At 74.3% G+C, this 17,571-nt stretch carries 17 protein-coding genes; 9 read left to right on the plus strand and 8 right to left on the minus strand.

The annotated features are described in order from the left end of the window. The first annotated feature begins 206 nt into the window (after nucleotides 1-206). From DQ239_RS10100 to DQ239_RS10120, 5 genes are all read left to right on the plus strand, one after another. Nucleotides 207-707 carry a hypothetical protein gene (locus tag DQ239_RS10100; protein ID WP_304542633.1) on the plus strand — a complete coding sequence of 167 codons (501 nt, stop codon included), beginning with the start codon at nucleotides 207-209 and terminating at the stop codon, nucleotides 705-707. A 17-nt stretch (nucleotides 708-724) separates the two neighbouring features. After that, on the plus strand, nucleotides 725-1,390 hold the full coding sequence (locus DQ239_RS21285) for a maleylpyruvate isomerase N-terminal domain-containing protein (protein ID WP_199582847.1): 666 nt from the start codon (nucleotides 725-727) through the stop codon (nucleotides 1,388-1,390). Between the two features lie 42 nt (nucleotides 1,391-1,432). Further along, on the plus strand, nucleotides 1,433-2,683 hold the full coding sequence (locus DQ239_RS10110) for a geranylgeranyl reductase family protein (RefSeq protein ID WP_113834269.1): 1,251 nt from the start codon (nucleotides 1,433-1,435) through the stop codon (nucleotides 2,681-2,683). 90 nt (nucleotides 2,684-2,773) lie between these two features. Further along, a complete protein-coding gene (locus DQ239_RS10115) occupies nucleotides 2,774-3,109 on the plus strand; it encodes a PadR family transcriptional regulator (protein WP_113834270.1) in 336 nt (111 codons plus the stop codon). Then, nucleotides 3,106-4,122, plus strand: a complete 1,017-nt coding sequence (locus tag DQ239_RS10120) for a hypothetical protein (RefSeq protein ID WP_113834271.1) — start codon at nucleotides 3,106-3,108, stop codon at nucleotides 4,120-4,122. Before DQ239_RS10115 ends, DQ239_RS10120 begins: the two co-directional genes overlap by 4 nt. 10 nt (nucleotides 4,123-4,132) lie before the next feature. Here the strand turns inward: DQ239_RS10120 and DQ239_RS10125 are convergent, their stop codons facing one another. After that, nucleotides 4,133-4,948: a hemolysin III family protein gene (locus DQ239_RS10125; RefSeq protein WP_113834272.1), complete on the minus strand. Its 816-nt coding sequence runs from the start codon at nucleotides 4,946-4,948 to the stop codon at nucleotides 4,133-4,135. Between the two features lie 121 nt (nucleotides 4,949-5,069). Here DQ239_RS10125 and DQ239_RS10130 point away from each other — a divergent pair, with 121 nt between their 5' ends. The 4 genes from DQ239_RS10130 (at nucleotide 5,070) to DQ239_RS10145 (ending at nucleotide 9,013) form a co-directional block, all read left to right on the plus strand. Further along, nucleotides 5,070-5,843 (plus strand): isoprenyl transferase, encoded by a 774-nt coding sequence (locus DQ239_RS10130; protein ID WP_255411211.1) that lies wholly within the window; start codon nucleotides 5,070-5,072, stop codon nucleotides 5,841-5,843. A 23-nt stretch (nucleotides 5,844-5,866) separates the two neighbouring features. Beyond that, nucleotides 5,867-7,084 (plus strand): DUF885 domain-containing protein, encoded by a 1,218-nt coding sequence (locus DQ239_RS10135; RefSeq protein ID WP_113834273.1) that lies wholly within the window; start codon nucleotides 5,867-5,869, stop codon nucleotides 7,082-7,084. A gap of 5 nt (nucleotides 7,085-7,089) precedes the next feature. Next, complete coding sequence (locus DQ239_RS10140; protein WP_113834274.1) at nucleotides 7,090-7,446, plus strand: hypothetical protein; 357 nt, start codon at nucleotides 7,090-7,092, stop codon at nucleotides 7,444-7,446. A gap of 271 nt (nucleotides 7,447-7,717) precedes the next feature. Then, nucleotides 7,718-9,013, plus strand: coding sequence for a PhoH family protein (locus tag DQ239_RS10145; protein ID WP_113834275.1), 1,296 nt, complete (start codon nucleotides 7,718-7,720; stop codon nucleotides 9,011-9,013). A gap of 78 nt (nucleotides 9,014-9,091) precedes the next feature. Here DQ239_RS10145 and DQ239_RS10150 read toward each other — a convergent pair whose 3' ends face one another. The 7 genes from DQ239_RS10150 to fliQ all read right to left on the minus strand — a co-directional run bounded on the left by DQ239_RS10150 (nucleotide 9,092) and on the right by fliQ (nucleotide 17,568). After that, the gene (locus tag DQ239_RS10150) at nucleotides 9,092-10,021 is read right to left on the minus strand and encodes a type IV toxin-antitoxin system AbiEi family antitoxin domain-containing protein (protein ID WP_113834276.1); all 930 of its coding nucleotides are present in this window, start codon (nucleotides 10,019-10,021) and stop codon (nucleotides 9,092-9,094) included. Nucleotides 10,022-10,198: 177 nt separating this feature from the next. Beyond that, complete coding sequence (locus DQ239_RS10155) at nucleotides 10,199-10,447, minus strand: hypothetical protein (protein WP_113834277.1); 249 nt, start codon at nucleotides 10,445-10,447, stop codon at nucleotides 10,199-10,201. Continuing rightward, the gene (locus DQ239_RS10160) at nucleotides 10,444-13,233 is read right to left on the minus strand and encodes a hypothetical protein (protein ID WP_147252068.1); all 2,790 of its coding nucleotides are present in this window, start codon (nucleotides 13,231-13,233) and stop codon (nucleotides 10,444-10,446) included. The genes DQ239_RS10155 and DQ239_RS10160 overlap by 4 nt, the downstream gene beginning before the upstream one ends. Next, entirely contained in the window at nucleotides 13,220-15,265 is a 2,046-nt protein-coding gene (gene flhA, locus DQ239_RS10165) for a flagellar biosynthesis protein FlhA (RefSeq protein WP_113834279.1), read from the minus strand. Before flhA ends, DQ239_RS10160 begins: the two co-directional genes overlap by 14 nt. 91 nt (nucleotides 15,266-15,356) lie before the next feature. Then, complete coding sequence (locus tag DQ239_RS10170; RefSeq protein ID WP_113834280.1) at nucleotides 15,357-16,508, minus strand: EscU/YscU/HrcU family type III secretion system export apparatus switch protein; 1,152 nt, start codon at nucleotides 16,506-16,508, stop codon at nucleotides 15,357-15,359. A 16-nt stretch (nucleotides 16,509-16,524) separates the two neighbouring features. Then, nucleotides 16,525-17,289, minus strand: coding sequence for a flagellar biosynthetic protein FliR (gene fliR, locus DQ239_RS10175; protein ID WP_113834281.1), 765 nt, complete (start codon nucleotides 17,287-17,289; stop codon nucleotides 16,525-16,527). 3 nt (nucleotides 17,290-17,292) lie between these two features. Continuing rightward, nucleotides 17,293-17,568 carry a flagellar biosynthesis protein FliQ gene (gene fliQ / locus DQ239_RS10180; protein ID WP_091764650.1) on the minus strand — a complete coding sequence of 92 codons (276 nt, stop codon included), beginning with the start codon at nucleotides 17,566-17,568 and terminating at the stop codon, nucleotides 17,293-17,295. Between the last annotated feature and the right edge of the window lie 3 nt (nucleotides 17,569-17,571).

A 17,571-nucleotide genomic window follows, 5' to 3' on the forward strand; every position in this document is an offset into this window, starting at 1 on the left:
TCTCACGAACGGTGAGCTGTCCGCTGTCGGCGCAACCTCGACGTGGCCTGGCTCACACCGGCGGGCTACTGTGTAAGCGTGTAATCACCACTCCATCGGAGGCTGTCATGCACGCACATCGATTCGCCGATGCCGACTTCGGAGCCGGCTTCCGTCGCGGCCGGGGTCGCGGTCCCGGGGGCCGTGGACAGGACGCCCCACCCCCCGTGGAGCGCGGCGAGGTCGCCGGCTGGTTCGCCGGGCGGCTGCCCGACGGCTGGTTCACCGAGCCGGTCGAGCTGATCATCGACCGAGACGAGATCACCGTGGTGGGCACGCTGCCCGAGCCCGCCGCGGGGGAGGGCGACGCCGCCGCCGCGCAGGCCGGGCGCATCGCGCGCTTCCGCGAGGACACCCGCCGCGAGCGGATGGCCGTCGCGGACGCCGCCCAGCAGCGCTACGGCCGGTCGGTCGCCTGGGGGGCGGCCTGCGGGGACACTCGCGAGCTGTTCACCACGCTGTCCATGCCGGTCATGACCCGGCTCCGGCAGCCCGAGCGGCTGGTGCTGGACACCCTCGTGGACGCCGGGGTCGCCCGGTCCCGGTCCGAGGCGCTGGTCTGGGCGGTTCGACTCGTGGGCCGCAACGCCGAGGAGTGGCTGGCCGAGCTCCGCCAGGCGATGGCTTCGGTGGAGGAGGTCCGCGCCCGGGGTCCGCAGGCGGGCTGATCTGCCAGGCTGCGCCGGTGACCGCCCCCCAGCAGCTGCTCCGCACCGTCTACGCCGATCTCTCCGAGCTGTTCCAGGCCCTGGCCACGGACGGCGAGGAGTGGGCGCCGACCGGCTGCCGGGGGTGGGCGGTGCACGACCTGGCCTTCCACCTGCTCGGCGACGCGCGGCGGGCCCTCGTCGGCCTCGCCACCCCGGCGCCCGGGCCGGCCGATCGGGACGCCGTCACGTACTGGCGGGCCTGGGAGCCGCCGGAGCCGGGCAACGACGAGGCGCTGCGCCGCAGCCGGGCCGTCGCGAGCACCGCCGTCGCATTCGCCGACCTAGTCGAGGACTACGCCGAGACCACCGCCGCCGTCCTGGTGGCGGCCGGGCGGGTCCCGGCGGGGGAGCGGGTCCGCACCCAGGGCTGGGTGCTGGAGGTGGACCAGCTGCTGTCCACGCTCGTGGTCGAGGCCGCCGTGCACCACCTCGACCTGGTCGCGCACCTGGACCGCCCGGGCCCGGCTGCCGACGTCCTGGCGGAGGTGCGCCGGGTGCTGGAGGGGCTGGCCGGCGGGCCCCTGTCGGCCCGCTGGGACGACGCCACCGCGGCCCGCCGGAGCACCGGGCGGGAGCCGCTGAGCGACGAGGACCGCGCCGAGCTGGGCGTGCGGGCGGAGGCGTTTCCCCTGTTCGGCTGAGCGGGTGTCGGGCCGATCCGGGCGACCAGGGACACTGGGGTCGTGCCAGCCAGCGCCGTCCCCGCCTCGACCGACGTCCTCGTGGTCGGAGCCGGGCCGGCCGGCTCCGCGGCCGCGGCCTGGGCGGCCCGGGCCGGTCGCGACGTCGTCCTCGCCGACGCCGCCGTCTTCCCCCGCGACAAGACCTGTGGCGACGGCCTGACGCCCCGCGCCGTCGCCGAGCTCGACCGGCTCGGGCTGGGCGACTGGTCGTGCAGCCGCGCCCGCAACCGCGGCCTGCGGGCGGCCGGCTTCGGGCGGGAGTGGCAGCTGCCCTGGCCCGGGGGAGACCTCCCCGACCACGGCAGCGCGGTGCCGCGCACCGAGCTGGACGCGCGCATCCGCCAGGTCGCCACGGACTCCGGCGCGACCGCGGTGGACGGCGCCCGTGCCGTCGACGTCGAGCGGGACGGTGACCGGGTGCGGGCCGTGGTGTTCGAGCACTCCGACGGCGAGCGGTCGACCGTCGCCTGCCAGCGGCTCGTCGTCGCCGACGGCGTGCGCTCTCCGCTGGGCCGGGTGCTCGGCCGCGCGTGGCACCGCGACACCGCCTACGGGGTGGCCGCGCGCGGGTACGTGCGCTCCAGTCGCAGCGACGACGAGTGGATCTCCTCGCACCTGGAGCTGCGCGGCGTCGACGGCGAGCTGCTCTCCGGCTACGGGTGGATCTTCCCGCTGGGCGCGGACGCCGGTGAGGTGAACATCGGCGTCGGCACGCTGGCGACCGCCCGCCGTCCCGCCGGGGTGCAGCTCAAACCGCTGCTCGAGAAGTACACCGACGCCCGCCGCGCCGAGTGGGGGATCGAGGGCGACGTCCGGCTGCCGGCTTCGGCACTGCTCCCCATGGGCGGCGCGGTGTCGGGTGTGGCCGGGCGCAACTGGGCGCTGATCGGCGACGCCGCCGGCTGCGTGAACCCGCTCAACGGCGAGGGGATCGACTACGGGCTGGAGACCGGGCGCTCGATCGCGGCGCTCCTCGACGAGCCCGACTGGTCGGCGGCCTGGCCGACGACCCTGCGGCGGCACTACGGCGAGGCGTTCTCCATCGCCCGCCGGCTGGCCGGGCTGCTCACCATCCCGAGGTTCCTGCCCGCCGCCGGTCCCGTGGGCATGCGGTCGCGCCCGCTCATGACCGTGGCGCTGCGCGTCATGGGGAACCTGGTCACCGACGCCGACCGCGACCTCACCGCCCGGCTCTGGCGGACCGCCGGCCGGCTCTCGGTGCGCCTGGACGACCGCCCGCCCTTCAGCTGAGCCGCCTCGCGCGACACGGCGGGTCCTCCCGTACGTGCACTACTCCGCACTGAGCAGTACCGTGCGCTGCACCAACCCGGGAGGTGCGCCATGGACACCACGCAACTGCTCAAAGGGGTGCTGGACCTCGCGGTCCTCGCCGTCCTCGACGACGAGGACGGCTACGGCTACGACGTCGTCCGGCGGCTGCGCGCCGCTGGTCTGGACGACGTCGCCGACGCCTCGGTCTACGGCACGCTGCGGCGGCTGTTCGCGGCCGGGCACCTGACCTCCTACGTCGTCCCCTCGGTGGAGGGCCCGCAGCGCAAGTACTACGGCCTGAACGCGTCGGGGCGCGCCGAGCTCGAGAGCTCGGCGAAGACCTGGTCCGGGTTCGCCGACACGATGGCGGCCCTGCTGGCCGCGCGGACGGAGGTGGCGGCATGACCGCTCCGGAGCACGTCGAGCCCGACGTCGAGGTCCGCGCCTACGCCGCGCAGGTGCGCTCGGCGCTGGCCGACGTCCCGGCGGAGCGGCTGGCCGAGCTGCTCGAGGACCTCGAGGGGCACCTCGTCGAGGTGGCGGCAGAGGGCGGCGAACCGCTGGCTGTCCGTCTGGGTCCGCCTGCCGAGTACGCGGCGGAGCTGCGCCGGGCGGCCGGTCTGGCCGATGCCGGCGACCCCGCGGTCCCGGCGGACGCGCCCTGGCGCGCCGGTGTCTCCGCCCGCTTCGACCGGCTGACGGCTTCGCCCCAGTACGCGGCGGTCCGGAACTTCCTGCCCGAGCTCCGGCCGGCCTGGTGGGTGCTGCGCGCGTGGGCCCCGCTGATCGCCCTGGACGCCGTCCTCTTCGGGTCCACCTCGTTCCCGGTGCCGTCGCTGGGGCTGAACCCGCTGGTCGGCCTGGTGGTGACCGGCGCGGCGATCACCTGGTCGGTCCGCCTCGGGCTGCGGGCCCGGCGGTCACCGGAGCACGGTGACCAGCGGGTGGGGGTGCTGGTGAACGGCGCGCTGGCGCTGTGCACCCTGGTGGCCCTGATGGCGGTGGCCGACGAGCCGGAGCCCGCCATGGCGTACTCCGCCCCCGACCCGGGCCCGACCGCGCTCGCCCACGACGACGGGACGCCGATCACCAACATCCACCCGTACTCCTCGACGGGTGAGCCGCTGAGCGGGGTGCTGCTCTACGACCAGGACGGTCGCCCGATCGACAACGTGGGGACCTACACCTTCGACGGCGTGGAGGTGCAACGGCTGGAGACCGACCCGCCGGCGCCGGCCAACTCCTTCCCCCAGCAGCAGCGGGTGCTCGAGTACGACGAGTTCGGCAACCCGGTGTGGACGACGCCCGGCACCGACTCGCCGACTCCTGCCGCGCCGACCCCGGCCGCTCCGTCGTCGCCGTCGAGCCCGACGCCGGTGCAGCCGCTCCCTGCTCCTGCGCCGGAGCCGACCCCCTGAGGGGTGCGGCTCAGGTGAGCGGGGACTTGTACATCGCGAAGTAGACCGCGATGTAGTGGCAGATCGCCGCCACGACGGTCATCGCGTGGAACACCTCGTGGTAGCCGAACGTGCCGGGCCACGGGTTGGGCTTCTTGAGGGCGTAGGCGAGCCCACCGAGGGTGTAGAGCACGCCGCCGGCCGCCAGCAGCACGAGCGAGGCGACCCCGGCGAAGTGCAGGATGTCGGTCAGCACGAAGACCGCCACCCAGCCCAGGGCGATGTAGAGCGGCACCCCCACCCAGCGCGGCGCCGTCGGCCAGGTCATCTTCAGCGTCACCCCGGCCAGCGCGCCGATCCACACGACCGCCAGCACCCAGAAGCCGGTGACCTCGTCGACGGCGAGCAGCGCGAAGGGCGTGTACGTCCCGGCGATGAACAGGAAGATCATCGAGTGGTCGAGCCGCTTCATGATCCGCCAGCCGCGCGGTGACCAGCGGCGGCGGTGATACAGGGCGCTCACGCCGAAGAGCCCGCAGATCGTCAGACAGTAGAGGGTGACCGAGAGGCCCGCGCGCACGCTCTCGACGTAGGCCAGCGGGATGAGCACGGCCCCCGCGACGATCGCGCCGAAGAACGAGAACAGGTGCAGCCAGCCACGCATGCGGGGCCGGGTGTCGGGGTGGGTCCAGTCCTTGTCGGCGAAGTCCTCGGCGGTCCACGCCCGCTCGACCCGCTCGCCCTCGTCGAGGACGGCGGTGACCGCCTCCTGGCGCGGTGCCTCGATCTCCGCGCTGTCGGCCTCCACCCGGACGGTCTCGCGTGCGGGGCGGTCGGGAAGGCTCATGCTCCGAGGTTACGGAGCCGTAGCTTCGGCGGCACCCGGACACCCTGTGAGCTTCCTGCCAGGCATGCGGTCCCGGCTCCTGCCGGGTGGATCGGGGGGGCCTAGGGTGACGCTCGTGGGGGTGCGGCGCAGTGTCCGGGACGCCCTGACCCGCGTCTACGAGCGCCGCCTGGCCCGTGCCCTGGTCGGGGCCGACATCCCCCGCCACGTCGGCGTGATCATGGACGGCAACCGCCGCTGGGCCCGCTCGATCGGGCTGGAGGACGTGGCCCACGGCCACCGCCGCGGTGCCAGCAAGATCGTCGACCTGCTGGGCTGGTGCGACGACGCCGGCGTGCAGGTGGTCACCCTGTTCATGCTCTCCACGGACAACCTGCGCCGTCCCGAGCCCGAGCTCAGCGCGCTGCTGCGGATCATCGAGGACGTCGCCGTCGACCTGTCCGGCCCGGGCCGCCGGTGGAAGGTCAACGCCGTGGGCGCGCCCGAGGTGCTGCCGCCGGAGACCGTCGCCGTCCTCAAGCAGGCCGAGGAGGACACCCGGGACCGGCCGGGGGCGACGGTGAACCTGGCCGTCGGGTACGGCGGACGGCGGGAGATCGCCGACGCGGTCCGCTCGCTGCTGGCCGAGCACGCCGCCCGGGGCACCTCCCTGGAGGACCTGGTCGACGTGCTCGAGGTCGAGCACATCGCCGAGCACCTCTACACGCGCGGCCAGCCCGACTGCGACCTGGTCATCCGCACCAGCGGCGAGCAACGCATCTCCGGCTTCCTGCTGTGGCAGACCGCGAACGCCGAGTTCCACTTCACCGACGTCTACTGGCCCGACTTCCGCCGGGTGGACTTCCTGCGCGCCCTGCGCGACTACTCCGCCCGGCACCGCCGCTTCGGCGAGTAGCCGGCGGCTGCAAGACTGCCCGCATGACCGGAGGAGCGCTCGACCTGCCCGCCGAGTACGTGCGGCTGGGGCTGCGCTTCGACCGCCTCGAGCCCGGCTTCGTCGACGCCTACACCGGAGACCCGCGCATCCGGGCGCAGGTGGAGGACGAGCCGGCGCCCACCCCGCAGCAGCTGCGCGACCGCGCCCGCCAGCTCCTCCGCGAGCTCGAGTCCGCCGACCTGGCCGCCGACCGGACCGAGTTCCTGCGCGGTCAGCTGACCGGCCTGGAGTGCAGCGCCCGGAAGCTGAGCGGCGAACCGGTGGGCTTCGTGGAGGAGGTGTCGCGCTACTTCCAGGTGGACGTGACCCTGGGGGACGAGGCCGACTACGCCGCGGCGCACGCCGAGCTGGACGGGCTGCTGCCCGGCGGGGGATCGCTCACCGACCGGTACGCCGCGCACCGCCGTCGCGAGGAGTGCCCGAAGGCGTTGCTGGAGGCCGCCGTCCACGCGCTGTCCAGCGCGCTGCGCGACCGGGTTCGCGGGCAGTACGGCCTGCCGGAGGCCGAGACCGTGCGGTACGAGGTGGTCACCGACAAGCCGTGGTCGGGCTTCAACTACTACGAGGGCGGCTACCGCTCGCGCGTGGCGATCAACGCCGACCTGCCGCACCGGCTCTCCCAGCTGGCGCACCTCGTCGCCCACGAGTCCTATCCGGGCCACCACACCGAGCACTGCCGCAAGGAGCGCGGGCTGGTCGAGCGGTCGGGCCGGGCCGAGCACACCGTCTTCCTCGTCAACACCCCCGAGTGCCTCATGGCCGAGGGCCTGGCCGATCTCGGCGTCGAGGCGGCCATCGGCGACGGGTGGGGACCGTGGGGAGCGGAGATCCTCGGCGACCTCGGCCTGCGCTTCGACGGGCACCTCGCCGAGCGGATCGCCGCCGCGGCGGCGCCGCTGAACCGGGTGCGGCAGGACGCGGCGATCCTGCTGCACGACCGCGGCGCCGACGTCGACGAGGTGGCGGCCTACCTCCAGCGCTGGTCGCTGGTCGCCGGGGACCGGGCCCGCCAGCAGATCCGCTTCCTCACCGACCCGCTGTGGCGCGCCTACATCTCCACCTACGTCGAGGGCTACGGGCTCCTGTCGCGGTGGCTGGACGCCCGCCCGGCCGACCAGCCGGCCGCCGACCGCTTCCTCCGGCTGCTCGACGAGCCACTGACCCCGGCCGCCGTCGCCGGCGAGCTCGTGGCGGCCTGAGCGCCGTGTCCCGTCGCGACCCGCAGCGCGCCCGGGTGCTCGGCCTGTGGACGGCGGGCTGGCTGGCGGTCTTCCTCGTCGCCGGGATGCTGTGGCTGGGGGAGCCGTCGGTGCAGTGGCCGGTGCTGGCCGTGCCGCTGCTGTGGGCGCTGGTCGCGTCGCGTCCCCGGCGCCGGGCGGCCGACGACCGGTACGGCGACGAGCCCGACTCCTGGGACGACGACCCGTGGGACGACGACGCGCCGTCCTACTGGGACGCGCCGCCCGGACTGCGCCCGGCGGAACGCACCGACACCGTGGAGCGCCCGGCGCTGCGCCGCCCGTCCGAGTTCGACGAGTGGGGACGGCGCCGGCCCCGCTGAGCCGTCCACCCCGTCGCGGAGGGTGGGATGGGCGTGGCAGATGTGACCCGCCCAGGTGAACGTTGTGTTCCCTTCGGGGTGGTCACGGCGCTTTCGTCGGTGGTCGGTCCTACCGTCGCAGGTGCTCGGCCCGGAGCGTCCCGGGTCGTGCACGGGAGGCCCGGCAGGTGTCGAACGACTTCGTCGACCAGGGGGGCCGGCACCCGGCCTCCGAGCCGGGGCCCGGCCGCCACTGAACGGGGCGCGCTGTGCGCCCCTGGGGAGCCGACACGTGAATACTCGCCGCACGTACGTCCTCGACACCTCCGTCCTGCTCGCCGACCCCGGGGCCCTGCTGCGGTTCGGCGACTCCGACGTGGTGCTCCCGCTCGTCGTCATCGGTGAGCTCGAGGGCAAGCGCGACCACCCCGAGCTGGGCTGGTTCGCCCGCCAGTCGCTGCGGATGCTCGACGACCTGCGCGTCCGTCACGGCCGGCTCGACGCGCCGGTGCCGGTGGGGGAGTCCGGCGGAACCCTGCACGTGGAGCTCAACCACAGCGACCCGTCGGTCCTCCCGGCCGGTTTCCGCAACGACAGCAACGACAGCCGGATCATGGTCGTCGCGCTCAACCTGCGCGCCGAGGGCCGCGACGTCTGCCTGATCACCAAGGACGTGCCGCTGCGGGTCAAGGCGGCCGCGGTGGGTCTGGCGACCGACGAGTACCGCGCGCAGGACGCCGTCGACACCGGCTGGACCGGCATGGCCGAGATCCCGGTGGACGACGCCGAGATCGACGAGCTGTACGAGAGCGGCCAGGCGTTCCTGCCGGCGGCCGCGGAGCTGCCCACGCACACCGGGCTGGTGCTGCTCTCCTCGCGCGGGTCGGCGCTGGGGCGGGTGCTGCCGGACAAGCACGTGCGGCTGGTGCGCGGCGACCGCGAGGCGTTCGGGCTGCACGGCCGCTCCGCCGAGCAGCGGGTGGCCCTCGACCTGCTGCTGGACCCGGAGATCGGCATCGTCTCCCTCGGCGGGCGGGCGGGCACCGGCAAGTCGGCGCTGGCGCTGTGCGCGGGGCTGGAGTCGGTGATGGAGCGCCGGGCGCACAAGAAGGTGGTCATCTTCCGGCCGCTGTACGCCGTCGGTGGCCAGGAGCTGGGCTACCTGCCGGGCAGCGAGAACGAGAAGATGTCGCCCTGGGCGCAGGCGGTCTACGACACCCTCGGCGCGCTGGTCTCGTCGGCGGTGCTGGACGAGATCGCCGACCGCGGGCTCATCGAGGTGCTGCCGCTGACGCACATCCGCGGGCGCTCGCTGCACGACTCTTTCGTCATCGTGGACGAGGCCCAGTCGCTGGAGCGCGGCGTGCTGCTGACCGTGCTGTCGCGGCTGGGTGCCGGGTCGCGGGTGGTGCTCACCCACGACGTCGCCCAGCGGGACAACCTGCGGGTGGGCCGGCACGACGGCATCGCGGCCGTGGTGGAGAACCTCAAGGGGCACCCGCTGTTCGCGCACGTCACCCTGACCCGCTCGGAGCGCTCGCCGATCGCGGCCCTGGTCACGGAGATGCTGGAGGACCTCCCGCTCTGACCCGCACTGCTGGGGTGTTCTTCGCGCTCAGGGGATCCGGCAGGGCCCCCTGAGCGCGAGGAACACCCGAGGAGCGCCTCACCGCCGGGACCGTTCCTGCGCCCGGCGCACCCGCGCGGCCAGCCGGTGCCCCGCCGCCAGGTCGGCCCACACCCAGCGCGTCATGCCCAGTCCCTCGTCCCGGACGGCGTCCTCGCGGCGCTTCTCCTCGAACACGGCCTCCCCCGGGTCCTGGCCCGGTCGCAGGAGCCGGCCGTACTTCACCCGCCCGTCGAACTCGCCGACCAGGCCGTGCTCCTCCCAGGCGAAGTCGGTCCGCGCGACGAGCAGCCCGCCCTCGCCGCGGACCTCGAACTGCAGCGTCGAGGGGCCGACGCCCCAGCGGTGCAGCACGACCCGGCTGCGTGACTCGCCGACGCTCTCGCTGCGGCCGTCCGCGAAGTCGACCGCCCGCGCCGCCGCCCGGCTGCCGGGTGCACCTGCGAGGTCGAACAGCCGGGCACGCAGTACGTCGCGGTGCAGCCGTCCCTGGCGGAGCACCGCGTCCAGGGTGACCACCGCGGCCTCGTGCGGCAGCGACCGCGCCAGGTCGAGGGCCGTGCGCACCAGCGAGGTGACCCGGAGGCCGTCGACCTCCCCGATCTCGTCGTCGCGGAGGCGGGCGACGTGGCACCGCAGGACCCGGCCGGTGTCGTTCGAGGCGGGCGGGCGGCGGGTGACGTGTACGCGGTCCAGCGGCACGTCCCACAGCGGCAGCCCGTGCAGCACGGCGGCCGACTGGTGGCTCACCACGGCGTCCCGCCGGAGGCCGGCGAGCGTCGCCACGACGAGCAGCCGGTGTCGCTCCGCCGGATCCGGGGGCAGGACGGCGTTGACGTAGGCCCCGCGACGCAGCCGGGTGAGCTCCCCCGACCGGACGAGCCGACCGAGCTCGTCGTCGGACCACCCGTCGCGGACCGCGTCGCGGCGGAGGTGGAGGGAGGAAGGCCCGTCCTGGGAGGTCGTCATCCCGACACGCTGGCCCGCGGCGGGGCACCGACGACGCCGCCGAGAGAACCGGTGGATGCGGGGCGCACCTGTGGACAGCTGCCTCTGGGGCGGTTCTCCCGCTCCTGGGGTGCTGCAGAACCCCAGGAGCGGGAAGAACACCCGAGGGGGCGGGCGGGCGGGACGAACGCCCGCGGGTCAGGCGGCGGGTTCGGCCTCCGTGGGCTGCGTGTCGGGACCCTCGGGGGCGTCCGTTGTCGCGCGGGCCGGAGTGCGCGGAGCGCTGGCCAGCCGCAGCAGCGCCACCGCACCCCAGCCGGCGGCCAGGCACCACAGCACCCGGATCATCACCTCGTCGGCGGTGAGGTCGCCCCGGAGCCCGAGTGCGAGCACCGGGAGCGCCAGCACGAACCCGACGAGGAGCACGTCCCAGCGCAGCGGGTTCATGCCGGCGCGCTCTCCAGCCGCTCGCACAGGACCGAGGCCCACCGGTGCGGGGTGGCGCGCAGACCGTCGACGACGGCGACCGGGGTCGCGAGGTCCGCCAGCACGACGGCCGGGTCGGCCGACAGGTCGGTGTCCTGCACGATGAGCGCGTCCACGCGGGCCAGGCCGTCGAGCCAGTGCTCGATGTCCTCGGGCTTGCGGGTGGCCTCCACGACCGCCCAGACCGCGACGGGCGTCCAGATGGCCAGCATCTGCGCCATCCAGTACGCGTCGGAGCGCAGCGGCGCGTCGACGGCGACGATGGTGACGCTGCCCGACGTGGCGGCGTCCTGCCGGCGGCGCAGCGCGGCGTCGACGGTGCTCATCCGGCTGGTCTCGGGGGACAGGCCCACCAGGTCACCGCGGGTCGCCCACTGCACCCGGTCGGGGTCCAGGCGCATCGTCGCGGCGAGCGAGCGGGCGGCGCGCAGGGTCTCGACGCCCGGACCCACGACGAACAGCACGTCACCCGCACCGGTCGGCAGCTCGGGAGGCTCCGGCAGGTGCTGCCCGAGCGCCCGGGTGAGCGCGGCGTAGATACCGTCGGCAGCGACGTCCGCGGTGAAGGCCGGGCCGAGCAGCTCGGCCGGGACACCGAGCGCGGACAGCCGCGAGACCACCTCGGCCGGCGTGCTCGGCGGGGCGATGCGCACCCGCGAGGGTCGTGCCGGGACGGCGGCGGGCAGCTCGGGGGCGTCCAGCAGACCCGATCCGTCGGCCTCGATGAGGTCGGCGAGGTCGGCCAGCTCGGGCATGTCCGGCGTCTCGGGGTCGGCCATCAGCGGACCGACGGGCAGCCGGGTCACCGTGGCGAGCAGCTCGGTGGTGCGAGGGGACGCCGGGGCGTCGTCGGCACCGCGGGCGGACGGGGAACCGGCCTCCGGCGACGGCGCCGCGGGGACGCGCGACTGCGACGGCGGCACGGGCGGCCGGCCGGTGCGCGGCGGGACCGGCGGCAGCCCCCGGCCACGGGACGGCGACCCGGGCAGCAGGGACAGGGGCGGCATCACCGAGGTCTCGTCCATCGTCATCGACCGCCCGACGGGCGCGGGGTCGCTGGCGGTGCGGGCGAGCAGCGGCGCGACCTCGAGCTCCGCGGCGGAGCCGGCGTCCTCGGTGGTGGCGTCCTCGACGGTGTCTTCGACGACGTCCTCGACGATGGCGGTCTCCGCGACCGGGGCGTCCTCCACGGCGGCGGGCACCTCGTCGGCGGCCACCTCGTCGGTGGGCTCCTCCTCGGGAGCGGCCGGGCCGAACAGCGAGGTGCGGAACTCCTCGACCGGGGCGGACGGCGCGATCGGCTCGTCGGGGGTCTCGGCCGGGGCGGTCGCCGCGGGGGCGGTGACCACCTCGCCCCAGAGCCCGGTGGAGGCCGACGGGACCGCGGCAGGCGCGGCCGGGACGGGCGCCGGGGTGAAAGGCAGGGGACCGAAGAGGTCCGTGCTCACGGAGCGCTCGGCGACCACGGGTGCCGCCACCTCGGGGACGACGGGCGCAGGGGCCTCCTCCACGAGGAGCGCGGGCGCCTCGACGGTGGGCTCGACGCTCACCGCGGAGGGCTCGACCGGATCGGCCTGGGGTGCGTCACCGGCCACCACGCGGCGCAGGATGCCGGCCAGGGCGTCGTCCGAGTGCCCCTCGGCCAGGGCCGCGCGCAGCACCTCGGCGATCGCCTCCTCGCGGGAGACCGGCAGGGGGGCCGCGGCGGGCTCCTCGTCCACGACCACCTCGTCCAGGAATCCCTCGACCCCGGGGAGCTCGTCCACCGGCGCCTCGGCCACGACGGCGTCCGCCTCGGGAGCCTCGGCTGCGCCGAACCCGTCCGCGGCGAACTCGCTCGCGAACGCCTCGTCGGAGAGCGTCAGCTCGTCGGCCCAGGAGGGCGACTCCGTCCGCTCGTCGACCGACGTGGAGGGCGGCGCGATGACCTGGTCTCCCACCGTTTCCTCCTTCTGGCGGGTCGCGCGCGACCACACCGCTGGCTTCATCGTTCGTCCGGCTCCGAGCTCGGGCTCGGGCTCTGATTCCGGGTCGGGATCCGGCTGGGGGCGCTCGGCCCCCGGCCGGGTCGTCTCCGCTGTCTCCAGCGCCTCGCGCACCGCGTGCTGCACGTCGCGGTCGCCGGCCACCATCCGCGCGAGCGCGGCGGTGAAGGGGGAGGGGGCGTCGTCGAGGTCCGCCGCGTCGTCCGCACCGGGCACCTCGGGCGACGGCCGCGCGGCTTCCCGCGTGGCTCGCGGGAAGGTGGCCGGTGCGACCCCGGGCCGGGACCCGGTGGCCGGGGTGCTGCGCTGCTGGGCGGCGGCCGGTGCGGCCGTCAGGCCCAGGAGCCCGGCGAGCTCGTCGACGCGCTCGTCGTCGGCGGGGCGGGGCCGGGGAGCCGGGACCTCGGCGCGCCGCTCGGGCCGGGCGGCCTCGGCGGCCCACGCGGCGGCGCCGTTGCGCGACGGAGCCGTGCGCGCCCGGGCCGGCGCGGCCGAGGCCAGCGGGGAGCCGAACGCGGCGAGCCTCCCCGTGTCGGGGTCCTCGGTCAGCGCACCCGCCGGCCGCGCCGGGGCGGCCGCGGGCAGGACCGGGGCGCCGAAGGGGTCGGGTGCCACCTCGGCGACGTAGCGCTCGGTCGCGAAGAACCCGAGCACCCCGCCCGAGCGGACGCGACGGACCCCGACGACGCGGGCGGCCGGGCCGAACTGCTCGCGCGCGGCCGCGATGGCGTCGTCGCGGGTGGCAGCCTCAACGGATCGCAACGGCACCGCTCACCACTCCCAGCGACTCGATCTGTGCTGTACGGGAGACCTCGGAGTAGGAGATCACCGGCAGCCGGGGCAGGACCTGGCGCATCAGCCGGGCCAGGGCGGGCCGGACCTGCGGCGAGCAGACCAGCACGGGGGACAGGCCCTGCCGCTCGGCGTCCTCGAGCAGCCCGCTGCACCCGACGACCAGGGCGTCGACGGTGCCGGCGTCCAGGGCCAGCACAGCGCCGCCCTCGGTCTGCCGGACCGACTCCAGGAGCCGCTGCTCGAAGCCGGGCTCGAGGGTGAACACGTGCAGCCGCTCGTCGGGCGTCACGTACGGGTGGCTGATCGCCGAGCCGAGTGCGGCGCGCGCGGCCTCGACCAGTCCGTCGAGGTCGGTCGACTGCTTCGCACGCACAGAGAGTGCCTCGAAGATGCGGACCAGGTCCCGGATCGACACACCCTCCTCGAGCAACGCGTGCAACACGCGTTGCACCTCTCCCAGGCTCAGCAGCGCGGGGGTCAGTTCCTCGACGACGACGGGGTGCGTGCGCCGGATCATCTCCACGAGCAGGCGCACGTCCTCGCGCCCGAGCAGGTCGGCGGCGTTCTGGCGGACCACCTCGGCCAGGTGCGTAGTGATGACCGAGGAGCGGTCGACGACGGTGGCGCCGGCCATCTCGGCGGCGCGCTGCAGCTCGACGGGCACCCACTTGGCGGCCAGCCCGAACACCGGCTCGCGGGTGGCCTTGCCCGGCAGCCCCTCGAGGTTGTCACCGATGGCGAGCACGGTGCCGGCGGGGGAGATGCCCTTGGCCGCGGGGACGCCGTTGAGCCAGATGACGTACTGGGAGCCCTGGAGGTCCAGGTTGTCGCGGGTGCGCACGAGCGGGATGACCAGGCCGGTCTCCATGGCGACCTTGCGGCGCAGCGCCTTGACGCGGTCGAGCAGGTCGCCGCCGCGGGCGGTGTCGACGAGCTCCACCAGGTCGTAGGCCACCTCGAGCTCCAGCGGGTCCACCCGCATCTTCTCCACGATCGCCTCGTGGCTGTCCGGCTGCGGCTCGGCGTCGGCGGCGGCCGCCGCGGCCTCGGCGGCCTCGTCGACCTCCGGCGCGTCGGTCATGCGGCTGGCCATGAACAGGAACAGGCCGCCGACGAGCAGGAACGGCAGCTTGGGCAGGCCGGGGATCAGGCACAAGGCGAGCGCGGCGCCGCCGGCGATCCGGACCGGCTGCTTGAACCGGCCGAGCTGGGCGATGAGGTCGGTGCCCATGTCGCCCTCGGTCGCGGACCGGGTGACGATGATGCCGGTCGCGGTGGACATCAGCAGCGCCGGGATCATCGAGACCAGGGCGTCGCCGACGGTCAGCAGCGAGTAGGTCGAGACCGCCTCGGCGGGGGCCATGCCGCGCTGCATGACGCCGATGGCGAACCCGCCGATGAGGTTCACCAGCGTCACGACGATGCCGGCGATCGCGTCGCCCTTGACGAACTTCGAGGCGCCGTCCATCGAGCCGTAGAAGTCGGCCTCGGCGGTGACCTCGTGGCGGCGCTTGCGGGCCGTGGCCTCGTCGATGAGGCCGGCGTTGAGGTCGGCGTCGATGGCCATCTGCTTGCCGGGCATCGCGTCGAGGGTGAAGCGGGCACCCACCTCGGCCACGCGACCGGCACCGTTGGTGATGACGACGAACTGCACCACGGTGAGGATCACGAAGATCACCAGACCGACGACCAGCGAGCCGGCGATGACGATGTGGCCGAAGGCCTCGATCACCTTGCCCGCGTAGCCGTCGGTGAGCACCAGCCGCGTCGAGGAGACGTTCAGCGCCAGCCGGAACAGCGTCGCGATCAGCAGCAGCGACGGGAAGACCGCGAAGTCCAGCGGCCGCCGGATCTGCATGGCCACCAGCAGGATGAGCAGCGACAGCGCGAGGTTAAGCCCGATCAGCAGGTCCATCAGCGCGGCCGGCATGGGCACGACCAGCATCAGGACGATCGCGACGACGCCGATCGGGACCGCGGCCTTGCCGATGCCCTTCACGCGCCCACCACCGGGGAAGCGGGTGCGGACGACGCGGGCTGGTTCACGCTCTGCTTCATCGGCAGCCTCGGGCGCTGCCGGTACCGCCGCGTCAGGCGGCGGGCGCGGCGACGCGGCGGCGGCCCGCCTTGGGCAGGCCGGTGATGTCCGGGGCCTCGAAGCCGGGACGGTGCATGCCGCCGCGCACCCCCTTCGCCCCCAGGTGCATGACGAACGCCAGCACCCGCGCGACGGCGGTGAACAGCTGCGGCGGCACCTCCTGCCCCAGCTCGCAGGAGCTGTGCAGCGCACGGGCCAGCGGGATGTCCTGCACCATCGGCACCCGGTTCTCGGCGGCGATCTCGCGCAGCCTGGCCGCGACCTCGCCGGCGCCCTTGGCCACGACGCGCGGTGCCCCCTTCGCGGCCTCGTACTTCAGCGCCACGGCGACGTGGGTGGGGTTGACCAGCAGCACGTCGGCCTCGGCGACGTCGGCCATCATCCGGTTCCGCGACATCGACAGCGCCACGCCCCGGCGGTGGGCCTTCATGTGCGGGTCGCCGTCGGACTGCTTGTGCTCCTGGGTGATCTCGTACCGGCTCATCTTGAGCTGCTTCATCATCTTCTGGCGCACGACGACGTAGTCGGCGACGGCGATGACCAGACCGGTCATCGCGACCACGCGGAACATGAGGATCGCCGAGTCGACGAAGACGTCGACCACCCCCGACAGCGGCATCGCCCCGGCCGCGGAGACCAGCGTCTGCGCCCGGTCGCTGGTGATGACGACGACGGTGCCGAGCGCCACCGTCTTGATCAGCGCCTTGACCACCTCCCAGAGACCCTGGGTGCCGAACATGCGCTTGAGGCCGGTCGCGGGGTTGAACTTCTTCAGCGTCGGCTTCATGCCCTTGGTCGCGAAGGTGACCCCACCCTGGGCGGCCGACCCCAGCACGCCGACGACCATGAGCGCCAGGGCGAGCGGCAGCAGCGTGGTGAGGAACGCGGTCAGCGCCTGCCCGAGCAGCGCGATCACCGCCGAGATCTCGGGCTCGTCGCTCACGGCCCTGATCTGCAGGAACAGCTCCTGGACCTCGGCGAACCCGCGGCTGGCGATCATCGGCAGCAGCACGCTGGCCGCCGCCATGCCGAGCCAGGTGCCGAGCTCCTGGGTCCGCGGGATCTGCCCCTCCTTGCGCGCCTTCTTCAGGCGCTGCGGAGTGGGCTTCTCGGTCTTCTCACCGCCGGGACCGTCCTTAGCCACGGGTCACCGTCACGGGTCAGCCGCTCCGGAGCGACGTCATGGCCTGGTACCCGTGCTCCATCAGCCCGTCGAGGGCCGAGGGGAGCAGCGGGAAGGTCAGCCCGAGCATGACCAGCGTCAGCATGATCTTCACGGGGAAGCCGAAGGAGAAGATGTTGAGCGCGGGCGCGGCCCGGCTGAGCAGCGCCAGGGCGACGTCGGCCAGCAGCAGCACGGCGACCATCGGCCCGGCGATCTGCAGCGCGGCCAGGAACATCATCGAGACCGCCTGGAGCAGCACCGCACCGAGCTGGTCGGCCGGGACCTCGCCGCCGACGGGCAGCCCCTGGTACGAGGTCGCGAACCCCTTGACCATGAGCAGGTGCCCACCGCTGGTGAACAGCAGGGTGATCGCGAGCAGGTAGTGCAGCCGGCCGATCGTGGCGTTCTGGGTCATCGCCAGCGGGTCGTAGGCCGGCTGCAGCGAGAAACCGCCGGTCACGTCGATCAGGTCACCGGCCAGCTGGACGGCGGTGAACAGCACCTGGACGACGAAGCCGAGGGCCGCGCCGATGACCACCTCGGTGACCGCGGCGACGACCAGGAACCCGGCGGTCGGCTCGGCCAGCGTGGGCGCGATCTGCGTCGAGAGCAGCAGCGACAGCGCCATCGCCAGCGCACCCTTGACCGGCGCGGGGATGGTCCGGGAGTTGAACGGCGGGGCCATGAACACGAACCCGGCCGCCCGGGCGGTGCCGAGCAGGAGGGCGGCCAGGGTGACGGCGGGGACCGAGAGGTCCATGGCTCAGGTCCGGTCGAGCAGTCGGGGCAGCTGGTCGAACAGGTGGTGGGTGAAGTCCACCAGCGAGGCCAGCACCCAGTTCCCGGTGATCAGCAGCGCCACGGCGACGGCGATCATCTTGGGGACGAAGGACAGCGTCGGCTCCTGGATCTGGGTCGCTGCCTGGAACAGCGAGATCACGAAGCCCACCAGCAGCGCCGTCAGCAGGATCGGCGCGGCGACCTTGGCCGCGACCATCATGGTCTCGGTCGCGATCTCGGTGACGTCGGCGTCGCTCATCGA

The organism is Blastococcus sp. TF02-09 (genome assembly GCF_003319105.1).
Classification (GTDB): domain Bacteria; phylum Actinomycetota; class Actinomycetes; order Mycobacteriales; family Geodermatophilaceae; genus Blastococcus.